Below are 13,126 nucleotides of genomic sequence, written 5' to 3' on the forward strand. Positions count from 1 at the left end.
TATCAAAACTATACGTTAAGGAGGTAGAAAAATGAAAGAATTTAAAAACAAAACTGCTGTTATCACCGGTGCCGCCAATGGCTTTGGTTTAGAAGTAGCAAAAGAATGTGCTAGAAGAGAAATGAAAGTAGTGATGGCCGATATAGACTCAGAGGATCTAAAAAAATCTTCTCAAATCGTAAAAGATTTAGGTGCAGAAGTTTTAGCTGTTGAGATGGATACATCTGTACTTGAAGAAATGGAAAATTTAGCTAAACAAACATTAGATACCTTTGGCTCAGTAGATTTATTATTTAATAATGCAGGAGTGGTTGCCTCAGGCTCAGTTTGGGAAATGCCTATAAAAGATTGGGAATGGATTATGGGGGTAAATGTCTGGGGAATGATGTATGGATTAAAAGTTTTTGTTCCTATTATGTTAAAACAAAAAACTCCTTGCCATATTGTCAATGTTTCTTCCGTAGCCGGTTTACTAACAACGCCAAGCATGCCAGCTTACCACACAACTAAATTCGCTGTTGTAGGAATGACCGAGTCTGCTAATTATCAACTTCAAGCGATGAATGCCAACATTAAAATGTCGCTATACTGCCCAGGCTTTGTACAAACTGATTTGCATAACTGTCATAAACGTCGTCCTCAGCGCTATGCTCTTGACGACAATCCTTACTACCAAAGTGCCAGCTACAAAATAGGTCTAGAAAAAGCTAAACATGTAATCACAACAGGTATTCCAATAAACTCAGTTGCTCAAAGTGTATTCACCGCCATCGAAGAAGAACAGTTTTACATTTTAACTCACCCTCAATATAACCCAGTTATCGGGATGAGAGTTAAAAATATGCTAGAAGGTAAAAATCCTTCAGCAGAATTTTTTAGGAGATAAAACAACATAAAATGAGCTGTCTCAATATAAGGAGACAGCTCATTTTATCTTTTTCTCAAATATACTAAAGCCTTACAATTAACCTTTTTATCTTAAAGAAAGCTCGTCTAAAAGATTCGCTTAAATAAACCAAAAATGAACCCCCATTAAAAAACATACAAATAATTATGTGTAATTACTTGTGTATGTTCTAAAATATGTAGAAAAGTTATTTATTAAGACCTATGCTATTTTGCATTAATTTTAGAGGTTTTTGTCATGTTTCGTCGAATGTTGTATCTAATAAAAAGTTTTAAGAAGGAGGAAAGAAAAATGAACAACAAATTTATAAAAGCTTCTAACCAAGGTTTAATGTCTCTTTGTTTTATTATTGTTTTGTTAGTATCCTTAACCACCTTCTCATATGATACCATAGATATCGGAATCTATATTCTAATATTAATATCTTGGATAACATTAGGGTACAGTTTTTACCGCTTTAAAAAGAATTCCGCAGATAAATATATAAAGTATATCTTAGCTTTATCATTTATGGGTACTCATCTCTATACTACAGTAACTTCTACCGATGTACTATCTTTCACTTTTGCCTTTCCGTTAATAGGCGCCTTTGCTATTTATGGCAATAAAGGCTTAACTGCCTCTGTTTCTTCTGTTATTATCATTGCTAACCTTATTAATATTTTATCAGGCAAATTTGAACAACAACATGTAGTTAACATCATTGTTGTAATAACCTTAACCATCTTTGTTCAATTTGTAAACACTGCAATAATAGGAAAATCTAGCAAAGAAAACAGTGATTACATAAAGAAAATGGAAGAAGAAAAGCGCAAAAAAGATAAAATAATAACATCGTTAATAAATACAACAGAGGAGCTTGCAAGTTCCTCTCACACCCTTACAACAACTGTAAAAGAAACGTCTACTTCCATAGATGAAGTTTCAAGGGTAATTGAAGAAATAGCAAAAAGTTCTTCAGTCCAGGCTGAAGATACCGAAGAGGGTGCAAAGGAAGCTGAAGGCTTATCAAATAGTATGGAGCAAATAATTTCAGCCACGAATAGTTTAAGAGACATCACTACTTCCACAGAAACTCTAAAAAATAACGGTCTTAATACTCTTAAAGACCTTAACGCCAAGACTAAAGAAAGTAATGAAGCTATATCACTGCTTAGGGAAATGATAGATAAAACAAACACCAGTACCGAATCAATTAATATAGCAAGTAGTTCTATCAGCGAAATAGCGGAACAAACAAATCTTTTAGCATTAAATGCCGGCATTGAAGCTGCCAGAGCTGGTGAAGCAGGGAAAGGTTTTGCAGTTGTCGCAGAAGAAATAAAAAAATTGGCGGAACAGTCGGCTAAGTCTGCCGCTGAAATCAACAATGTTATCCAAACTCTTAAGGAAAGTACAGACTTAACCCATGGAAACATGGAAAAAGCTTTAGAAATTATAAACTCACAAACAAACTCTATTGAACAAACCCAATCAGTATTTAATGATTTAGCTGATTCCATTGAAAGCACTAAATCAAAAGTCAATGTCCTTAAAGATACAGAAGAAAATATGATACAAATGAAGGAAAAGATTTTAGATTTAATTCAAAATCTCAGTTCAATAGCACAACAAAATGCAGCCAGCACCGAAGAAGTTTCCAGCTCAGTACAAGAACAGGCAACTTCAATAGATGGTATAACTTCTATCAGCGTGAAACTGGATAAACTAGCTCAAGAATTAAAAGAAACTGCTGATGATTTTTAGATTAATAAAATAAGCTCTTCCCTTTTAGATAAGGGAAGAGCTTAGGGAGTATAAATAATTCCTCCCATAAATCTACCACATTACTCCTTACGATTCGGGTAGTGTTCGACTTTGTTTTGTACTACAAACTCGTCCGTCCTAAGCAAGCCTTGTATGTGGTTTGTGTTCCTCAGACCGGGATTTTGCTTAAGGCTTCCTTCAGATTCCACCTCACGATGGACACCCTTGCCTTTGGCTAGTGGTTCCCACTACCAAGCCCACAGCGGACTTTCACCGCCAAGTTAACGCACATGCTGGGCGCACAGTAAAAAACACCTGCAGACAAAAACCTGCAGGTGTTTTTACCTATTTAAGAAGCCCTCTTAACGCTTCTTCAACTTCAGCATTTATAGCGGCATTGCCACCAGCTATATAGTAACGATTGAAATCTTCACCATTTACATCCAAATACTCACTTGTTACAGTCGGAAGGGAGGGTTCTCTAGATAGAACAACAGTACCATTCTTTTTAGCTGCTAATGCCGCAGCTGTTAGTGAGTCGGCAAAGGAAGTTCCCGACGACACAAATACTGTGTCAGTTTCTATCTTCTCAGCAACTGCTATCGAAGTTTCATAGCGATCATCTCCACTAATTCGCTCAGCATTAGGTAGATTTTCCATAACTTCATCTGAAATTACCGCTTTTCCACCAATTACTAATGTGCTTTCAACATTATGATCTTTAATAAATTCTAATGTATCTTCTTTAGCATCTTCAGTATCAACTAATAAAATAGGTGCATTGTTATTAGCTGCTAGCGGTGCTGCAGATAATCCATCAGGGAAGTTGTTTCCGTAAGCAACAACCACTTGCTTAACTTTTTCTGTATCTCCTACTACTTTCTCAGAAATTAGTTTAGCAGTTTCAAAACGATCTTCACCGCCAATTCTTTCAACATCTAAAGACATCTGTTTAAGCTGGTCTTTAATGTCATCAGAAACAGCGTTCTTACCTCCTAAAATGATTACATTCCCTGCTCCTAGTCTCTCAATTTCACCTAAGGTATTGTCAGATAATGTGTCTGTTTGTGTGAGTAAGATTGGTGCATCTAATTTCTTTGATAACGGAACTCCTGCTAAAGAGTCTGCAAAATCATCAGCTCTTGCAAGAATTACTGTATCAGATTGTTCCCAACCATATTTTGAAATTTCAGTAGCTGTTTCAAATCTATTATCTCCAGCTAATCTCTCTACATATTTCTTAAAGATTTGTAAATCGTGTCCTTTTACTTCGTTATCAGCATTAACAACTATTTTAATATCATTATAACCATCTTCTATTTCAATAGCAGCTAGTGCCAAACCATCAGAACCTACTTCTATAAGCTGCTGTTTTTCTCCATTCACTGTATAAGTTACAACAGCTCCCGACTCTGCTTCGGTTTTTATATACACAGAATCGCTAGTTATATAAGGCGTCTCATATAAATCTTCTAAGGAGTAAATTGGCTTATCAATTTTAACTACAGTAACTTCTTTAGAGCTTGTTACGCCATAAGGAGTTGTAGCTTCAATTAAGAATGTGTTTTCTCCTTTTTCTAAGGTTACTTCTAATCCAACACCTTTATCAAGCTCAATAGCTTTTTTTCCATCAATTAGTACTTCGGAATCTACATCTGTAGATACATTTAATGTGTAGTCTTTGTCTTTAGAGTAGCTTTTACTTTCTAAGTTTATATTAGGAACCTCCGTATTAACCTCAAATGTTTCATAAACCAGATCCATATCACCAGCATCTGGCATTGGTAAGTTAGGAATTCCCCACTCTGCGTAAACTTGTAAAATATATTCACCATCTTCTAATTCTCCTAGGTTAGTGTTATGCAAAGTCCAAGTTCCTGCAGAGAGACCGTTTTTAGCTTCACTAACATTATGAACTAAATTACCTTCTCTATCCAATACATTTACTTCAACAAATTCTGCAGCCATTCCTAGAGTAAAGGTAATATCAACAGAGTCAGTTTGGCTTAGTTTTCTGTCCATACGAAGGTCACTTGTAAAGAAATCTTCTATTATTCCCTCGTAATAGTAAGCTGTTACTTGAAGGCTGTCAAAGTATTCTTCATCTTCTCCCTCTAGTTCTATTCCTTCAGTTGGTGTTAGCATTAGATAGCCTTCATGCGGGCCTTCTTTAAGATCTTCTAAGTTAAAGTTAACATCAAATTCAGCTTCGCTATTAGCATCTACAGTAATTTGGTCTACAAAAGTAGCTTCTAATGAATCTGAAATAAGCTCGATATCATAGGTTATTTCTTCGTCGCTTGTATTCTTAACTGTAACAGTGTTATCTTCACCAGATACGTTTAAGCTTAAGCTACCTGGCACAGCAACACCTCGTGATTTAGCTGCAGCTTGCAAGTCCATAATTCCTGACCCTTGAGTTGTTACCGCATATTTTTCATCATTTTCGTCTTCCAACCACCAAGGAGTGTTCATAAGAAGAGCTTTTGTCTCTTCTACAGTTAAATCAGGTTTAAGCTGTCTCAGTAGTGCCACTCCACCAGCTACGTGAGGAGCAGACATACTTGTTCCGCTCATAGCTCCATAAGAATTATCACCTGATAGCGGTGCTGTAATTCCATCACCTGGAGCTGTAATGTCTGGCTTTAATGTATATGATGATGTCGGTCCAGCAGAACTAAAGTCAGACATTAAAAATTCTGGGTCTAAAAGATCTAGGGCAATTTTAAGTCCTGGATTTTTTTCCTTCTTTTCCAAAATATCCAATGCTAAAGCTTTTTCTACACCAAATAATGGTAATGGCATCTCTCCTCCAATTGAAATACCGCCAGGCTCGAAAACTAAAAGACCTTCAGCACCACTTTCCGCTGCATAAATAATATCTGGAAATGCCCAGTTTCCAGCGTTAAAGTCTGCCCAATCAGCAATTAGGATCTTATCTTCCACGTCAAGCTCAGTCCACCCAGCTTTACCTCTGGTGTCAATTATGCCATACATCTCATTATCTGGTGCTGGGCCATCAGATGGGTTAATGTTGCTATCATAAACAGTACCATCCTCTAATGTTATAGAACCTCCAGCAATTTCTCCATAACTACCAACAGAAATTACTTGATCACCTGTAGACGGTGAACCTGTTGTCGGAAATTCATGCCCGTCATTACCTGCAGAAGCAACTACAACTACTCCTGCTTCTGCAGCTTGGTTTGCCGCTAAAGCTGTAGGAAAGTTAGGACAAGAAATAGAGTTACCTAAGCTTAAGTTTATTACATCAGCTCTAGGTAAATCCCCTCCTGGATTAACAGCCCATTCAATTCCTGCTATAGTCCAACTAGTTAATCCTCTTCCATCATCTCCTAATGTTTTTATTCCATAAAGGTTAGCATCAGGGGCTACTCCTTGGTATTTGTTCTCACCACGTTGTATAGGATCCCCTGCTACAGTTCCGGCAACATGGGTTCCATGGTCTTGCCTATCCATCCAATCTTCATAGTCTACATTTCCATCTTCGTCCTCTGTAAAATTAACCCCCCCTAAGACTTTATGTTCAGGTCCAAATTTACCTTCAGTACCAAAAGCATCATGTGTCCAATCAATACCTGTATCAATGACAGCAACAACCATATCTTCACCGGTAACACCGTCACCTAAATCCCAAAGATACGGAGCATTTGTCCATTCTACTGATTCATCAGTTTGGGGTTCTACTGGTATACCAGGTACAGATTTTTCAGGAAGAGTTGGCACTTCCACCTCTACATCAGGAAAAACTGCTTTAACTCCTTCTAGTTCCTCTAATTGGGCTACATCACTAAAAGATATAGTAGAGCTAAAACCTGAAATAGTATGAGTATAAACATGCTTTGGGTTTAATTCTATACCTTTACTGTTAGCTTTTTCAAGCACACTTAACCTATTACTATTAATATTTTGCTCATATAAGCGTACACTATTTGTACTTAACTCTCCCTTACTTTTTAGTTTCATCTCGTATTCAAGAATCGGCTTATCTTCAAGCTGTACAATAACGTCAACCATTTGGTCTTGATCTCCTAGTTCAACTCTGGTCATAGCCATACTTGATCCGGAAAAAAGTAAAAGTAGTGATAACGATAAAGCTAATAATTTTCTTAACAAAATAACACCTCCAAAAAATTTGTCAATTCACTTTTTCTACATTTTAACAATTTTTCCTGCAATATTTTTGAAATTTAACTAACTTTTTTTACATTTTCTAATTTTTCTTCATTTATGTGGTATTTTCTCTTACTTGTATAGCTTTAATCAAAGATTATGTCGCTGTTTTATAACTTTTTTACAGTTTATTTTATAAAAAATATAATCAATATAGTTAAGGAGAAGTTTTTAAACTTGTCCCACTCATTACAGCACCCTTCAGATTATGCACTAAAAAACACCTGCAGACAAAAACCTGCAGGTGTTTTTACCTATTTAAGAAGCCCTCTTAACGCTTCTTCAACTTCAGCATTTATAGCGGCATTACCACCAGCTATATAGTAACGATTGAAATCTTCACCATTTACATCCAAATACTCACTTGTTACAGTCGGAAGGGAGGCTTCTCTAGATAGAACAACAGTACCATTCTTTTTAGCTGCTAATGCCGCAGCTGTTAGTGAGTCGGCAAAGGAAGTTCCCGACGACACAAATACTGTGTCAGTTTCTATCTTCTCAGCAACTGCTATCGAAGTTTCATAGCGATCATCTCCACTAATTCGCTCAGCATTAGGCAGATTTTCCATAACTTCATCTGAAATTACCGCTTTTCCACCAATTACTAATGTGCTTTCAACATTATGATCTTTAATAAATTCTAATGTATCTTCTTTAGCATCTTCAGTATCAACTAATAAAATAGGTGCATTGTTATTAGCTGCTAGCGGTGCTGCAGATAATCCATCAGGGAAGTTGTTTCCGTAAGCAACAACCACTTGCTTAACTTTTTCTGTATCTCCTACTACTTTCTCAGAAATTAGTTTAGCAGTTTCAAAACGATCTTCACCGCCAATTCTTTCAACATCTAAAGACATCTGTTTAAGCTGGTCTTTAATGTCATCAGAAACAGCGTTCTTACCTCCTAAAATGATTACATTCCCTGCTCCTAGTCTCTCAATTTCACCTAAGGTATTGTCAGATAATGTATCTGTTTGTGTGAGTAAGATTGGTGCATCTAATTTCTTTGATAACGGAACTCCTGCTAAAGAGTCTGCAAAATCATCAGCTCTTGCAAGAATTACTGTATCAGATTGTTCCCAACCATATTTTGAAATTTCAGTAGCTGTTTCAAATCTATTATCTCCAGCTAATCTCTCTACATATTTCTTAAAGATTTGTAAATCGTGTCCTTTTACTTCGTTATCAGCATTAACAACTATTTTAATATCATTATAACCATCTTCTATTTCAATAGCAGCTAGTGCCAAACCATCAGAACCTACTTCTATAAGCTGCTGTTTTTCTCCATTCACTGTATAAGTTACAACAGCTCCCGACTCTGCTTCGGTTTTTATATACACAGAATCGCTAGTTATATAAGGCGTCTCATATAAATCTTCTAAGGAGTAAATTGGCTTATCAATTTTAACTACAGTAACTTCTTTAGAGCTTGTTACGCCATAAGGAGTTGTAGCTTCAATTAAGAATGTGTTTTCTCCTTTTTCTAAGGTTACTTCTAATCCAACACCTTTATCAAGCTCAATAGCTTTTTTTCCATCAATTAGTACTTCGGAATCTACATCTGTAGATACATTTAATGTGTAGTCTTTGTCTTTAGAGTAGCTTTTACTTTCTAAGTTTATATTAGGAACCTCCGTGTTAACTTCAAATGGTTCATATACCACATCCATATCACCAAATCCCGGAATTGGGAAGTTAGGTAACCCCCACTCTGCTTGTACTTGTAATATATACTCACCATCATCTAATTCTCCTAAATTAGTATTGTGTAGTGTCCAAGTTCCAGCAGATAGACCACTTGGAGCTTCAACTATATTACCAAGTAGATTACCTTTCCTATCCAATACATTTACTCCAACAAAGTCTGCCGCCATCCCTAGGGTAAAGGTAATGTCCACAGAGTCAGTTTCGCTTAATTTTCTATCCATATGAAGGTCACTTGTAAAGAATTCCTCAATAATTCCTTCGTGGTAATAAACTGTTACTTGAAGGCTGTCAAAGTATTCTTCATCTTCTCCCTCTAGTTCTATTCCTTCAGTTGGTGTTAGCATTAGATAGCCTTCATGTGCCCCTTCTTCAAGACCTTCTAAGTCAAAGGTAATATCAAATTCAGCTTCGCTATTAGCTTCTACAGTAACTTGGTCTACAAAAGTAGCTTCTAAGGAGTCGGAAATAAGCTCGATATCATAGGTTATTTTTTCATCACTTATGTTCTTAACTGTAACAGTGTTATCTTTACCGGTTACATTTAGACTTAAGCCACCTGGCACAGCAACTCCTCTAGAAAGAGCTGCAGATTGTAAGTCCATAATGCCTGATCCTTGAGTAGTTACTGCATATTTTTCATCATTTTCGTCTTCCAACCACCAAGGAGTATTCATAAGAAGAGCTTTTGTCTCTTCTACAGTTAATTCTGGTCTAAGTTGCCTAAGAAGAGCCACACCACCAGCTACATGAGGAGCTGACATACTAGTTCCGCTCATTGTTCCTATTCCCATGTCAGGAACTGCAGCAGTTATACCATCACCAGGAGCTGTAATATCTGGTTTTAATGTGTAAGAAGATGTAGGACCAGCAGAACTAAAACCTGACATAAGAAATCCTGGATCTAGAACGTTCAATGCCATAGTAAGCTCTGGATTTTGTGCATGCTTACTTAAAATTTCCAAAGCCATATCTGCAGGTATGCCAAAAAATGGAATGTCAAAAGTTCCTCCTACACTTATACCTCCAGGACGATAAGTAATAATACCTTTGGCACCCTCTTCTGTTACAAAGTTGACCTCCGCAAGACCCCATGGGTCATCCCAATCAGCAAAGACAATCTTATCTTTTACATCAAGTTCTGACCAGTCAGAAAGTCCAGCAGTATTTACAATCTCATACATTTCTCCATCTGGATCTGGAGAATCTGATGGGTTTATGTTTTTATCATAAATAGTACCGTCTTCCAATGTTATGGTACCATTAATAATTTCACCATAACTACCTACAGAAATTACTTGATCGCCTGTAGATGGAGAACCTGTTGTTGGAAATTCATGCCCATCGTTACCTGCTGAGGCAACGACTACTACGCCAGCTTCTACAGCTTGGTTTGCCGCTAAAGCCGTAGGGAAATTAGGACAAGAAATAGAATTACCTAAACTCATATTAATTACGTCTGCTCTAGGTAAGTCCCCACCTGGATTTACAGCCCACTCTATGCCAGCTATAGTCCAGCTTGTTAACCCACGTCCATCATCACCTAAGGTCTTAATTCCATAAAGGCTAGCGTCAGGGGCCACCCCTTGTAATATTTCATCTTCGGATAACTCTAAAGGATAACCAGCAACTGTGCCAGCTACATGAGTTCCATGACCTTGTCTATCCATCCAGTCTTCATATCCATCACCACTATCTGTAAAGTTAATACCGCTCAAAACCTTATGGTCTAAACCAAATTGACCACCAAAGGAAGGATGTGTATAATCAATACCGGTATCGATTACAGCAACTATTTCACCTTCACCGGTAACATTCTCTGACTCCCAAATATAAGGAGCATTTGTCCATCCTACAGATTCAGTAGTGTTGGGCTCAACCGGCACACCAGGAACAGCTGTTTCAGGAATCTCTGGAACTTCGATGACAACATCTGGAAAAACACCTGCTACTCCGTCAATTTGCTCCAGTTCCATTGCATCACTTAACGATACTGATGAGCTAAATCCAGAAATCGTGTGAGTAAATACATGGTTAGGCCTCACATCAATCCCTCTTTTAGCTGCTTCACTAAGAACCTCTTCCCTGTTGCTAATAATCTGTTGCTCATATGATTGTATGCTACTTGTACTAAATTCGCCTTTTTCCTCTAGCTGCACTTCATATGCTAAAACAGGCTTGTCGTCTAGTTGCACAATAACATCAACCATTAGCTCATCCTCCGTTCCTGCTGTGGCCATGGACATACCGGAGCCAGAAAGCACTAGTAGAAAGGATAAAGTTAAAGCTATAAACTTCTTCACAAAAAAACACCTCCTAAATTTTTTTTCAACTACATATTCTATATTTACAAGAAATTTCCTGCAACATTATTGAAATATTTCTGATTCTTCTAATTTTTTAAACTTACATAAATAAGTAGTTTTTTTGTTAAGTGATTTTTATTATAAAAAAGTTACACCTCTAAAAAACCCTTCTTGGTTCACCTTTGTAAGAACGTTTTTATTTTTGAGTTTTCTTTATGTTAGTTAAGCCTATTTCAAAAGATAACACTTTTCTTCTTTTTCGATTTATTGTTTCATTTATATTACACGACTGTTGTAATAATTTTGTAAAAGTTAAAAAATAGACCGTATTTTTATTACAGTCTATTTTCTTTCAGTTTCTTTATAACATTTTTAGCATTTTTTGATTCCATTATTAGCGACATTACAGCTACTGCTGAAATAGGTAGGTGGGTGATTGCATCTATAGTTTTTGGGGTTATACCACCAATTGGTATTACCGGTATAGTTACCTTTTTTAAAATATCTGTAAGCCATGACACCCCTCGTGGTTCAAGTCCTTTTTTGCAGTCAGTTTGAAAAACATGCCCGCATATTAGGTAGTCTGCCCCGCTTTTTTGAGCTTGTATTGCTTCTTTTACAGAATGTACAGACACTCCTATAAGGGCGTTATATTTAACCTCTAATCCCATAAATTCCTTATATGGCATATGGATTCCATCGGATTTTATTGCTTTGGCAACCTCTATGTTGCTGTTAATAATAAGCTTTATATTTTTATCGCCTATTATTTGTTTAATCTTAACAGCTATAGGCAGGAGCTTTTCTGTCGGCAGGTCTTTTTCCCTTAGTATTATTCCATCGATACCGCCCTTTATCGATTGTTCTATTGCATGATAATAGTTGTCCCCAGCTAATTTTCTGTTTGTAACAAGATATATTTTTTTACTCATCTTCTCTTAATATATTTATGTCTTTACCTTCCATAACCTTGTTCATGTTGCGCATTGAGCACATCTTTCCGCACATGGTGCAGCTATCCTCGTGCTCAGGCATTGATTCTGCTCTATACCTCTGTGCTTTTTCTGGATCTATAGCTAACTCAAACATCCCCTTCCAATCTAGTTTTTGACGGCGACGGCTCATCTCATTATCTACATTTTTTGCTCCTTTAACTCCTTTTGCAATATCTCCAGCATGAGCTGCAATTTTAGAAGCTATAATCCCTTCTTTCATATCCTCTAGATTAGGAAGTCTTAGATGTTCAGCTGGGGTTACATAACATAAAAAATCTGCACCGTGGCTAGCTGCAATAGCACCTCCGATAGCACTTGTTATATGATCATAGCCTGGAGCTATATCTGTCACTATTGGACCCAACACATAAAAGGGCGCACCGTGGCACAACTTCTTTTCCAGCACCATATTAGCTTCTATTTCATTTATCGCCATATGCCCCGGTCCTTCTATCATCACCTGTACATTACGTTCCCAAGCTCTTAGCGTTAACTCTCCTAGCACCATAAGCTCTTTTACTTGACTGGCGTCGGTAGCATCGCTTATACACCCCGGCCTACATGCATCTCCTAAACTTAAAGTAATGTCATATTTTTCACAAATATCCAACAGCTTATCATAGTGCTCAAAAAATGGGTTTTCTTTTCCGTTTAATTCCATCCAAGCGTACATTAAAGATCCACCCCGAGACACTATATTAGTAATCCTTTTGTTGCGCTTAAAAACTTCTGCTGTTTCTCCATTAATCCCTGCATGTATAGTTACAAAATCTACTCCATCTTTGCCATGCTTTTCTACAACATCTAAAAACTCTTGAGCTGTAATATCTTTTAATTCCTTATCATAAAATCCAACTGCATCATAGATAGGAACAGTACCTATCATTGCCGGAGACATATCAACAAGCCTTTTTCTAAACTCCTCAGTTTTACCAAATGAACTTAAATCCATTATAGCTTCTGCTTTCATGTCTATGGCTGTTTGTACTTTTTCTAACTCCGCGTCGATGCTTGGACAATCCTTAGATATCCCTAAATTAACGTTAATCTTTGTTCTTAGCCCTTCTCCTATGGCTTCTGGGTCTAGGCTTTTATGGTTCTTATTTGCAGGAATAGCAACCTTTCCTTCAGCTACAAGACTTCTTAATTCCTCTACTTCCATTTTTTCCTTTTTAGCTACTTTCTCCATCTCTTTAGTAACAATACCCTTCTTAGCCGCATCCATCTGAGTGGTAAACTCCATTACACAACTCTCCCTTTTTTTATAATTG

Annotated in this window: 6 protein-coding genes; 2 read left to right on the top strand and 4 right to left on the bottom strand. The window is 36.9% G+C overall.

Features of this window, described 5'->3' with window-relative positions; all coding sequences use genetic code 11:
- Positions 1-31: 31 nt before the first annotated feature.
- Together PRVXT_RS10995 and PRVXT_RS11000 are read left to right on the top strand one after the other, a co-directional pair.
- Entirely contained in the window at positions 32-886 is an 855-nt protein-coding gene (locus tag PRVXT_RS10995) for an SDR family NAD(P)-dependent oxidoreductase (protein ID WP_350342918.1), read from the top strand.
- Between the two features lie 312 nt (positions 887-1,198).
- Positions 1,199-2,653, top strand: a complete 1,455-nt coding sequence (locus tag PRVXT_RS11000) for a methyl-accepting chemotaxis protein (protein ID WP_350342919.1) — start codon at positions 1,199-1,201, stop codon at positions 2,651-2,653.
- Between the two features lie 345 nt (positions 2,654-2,998).
- Here PRVXT_RS11000 and PRVXT_RS11005 read toward each other — a convergent pair whose 3' ends face one another.
- From PRVXT_RS11005 to thiC, 4 genes are all read right to left on the bottom strand, one after another.
- Complete coding sequence (locus PRVXT_RS11005) at positions 2,999-6,790, bottom strand: cell wall-binding repeat-containing protein (protein ID WP_350342920.1); 3,792 nt, start codon at positions 6,788-6,790, stop codon at positions 2,999-3,001.
- A 311-nt stretch (positions 6,791-7,101) separates the two neighbouring features.
- Positions 7,102-10,857, bottom strand: coding sequence for a cell wall-binding repeat-containing protein (locus tag PRVXT_RS11010; protein WP_350342921.1), 3,756 nt, complete (start codon positions 10,855-10,857; stop codon positions 7,102-7,104).
- A 338-nt stretch (positions 10,858-11,195) separates the two neighbouring features.
- A complete protein-coding gene (locus PRVXT_RS11015) occupies positions 11,196-11,792 on the bottom strand; it encodes a thiamine phosphate synthase (protein ID WP_350342922.1) in 597 nt (198 codons plus the stop codon).
- A complete protein-coding gene (gene thiC / locus PRVXT_RS11020) occupies positions 11,785-13,098 on the bottom strand; it encodes a phosphomethylpyrimidine synthase ThiC (protein ID WP_350342923.1) in 1,314 nt (437 codons plus the stop codon). The genes PRVXT_RS11015 and thiC overlap by 8 nt, the downstream gene beginning before the upstream one ends.
- Positions 13,099-13,126: the final 28 nt, after the last annotated feature.

It is taken from the genome of Proteinivorax tanatarense (genome assembly GCF_040267685.1).
Taxonomy (GTDB): Bacteria; Bacillota; Proteinivoracia; order Proteinivoracales; family Proteinivoracaceae; genus Proteinivorax; species Proteinivorax tanatarense.

Excerpts from the sequence above, each read along its gene's own strand:
- PRVXT_RS10995 (WP_350342918.1), top strand. The coding sequence starts at position 32 with ATGAAAGAATTTAAAAACAAAACTGCTGTTATCACCGGTGCCGCCAAT.
- PRVXT_RS11000 (WP_350342919.1), top strand. The coding sequence starts at position 1,199 with ATGAACAACAAATTTATAAAAGCTTCTAACCAAGGTTTAATGTCTCTT.
- PRVXT_RS11015 (WP_350342922.1), bottom strand. The coding sequence starts at position 11,792 with ATGAGTAAAAAAATATATCTTGTTACAAACAGAAAATTAGCTGGGGAC.
- thiC (WP_350342923.1), bottom strand. The coding sequence starts at position 13,098 with ATGGAGTTTACCACTCAGATGGATGCGGCTAAGAAGGGTATTGTTACT.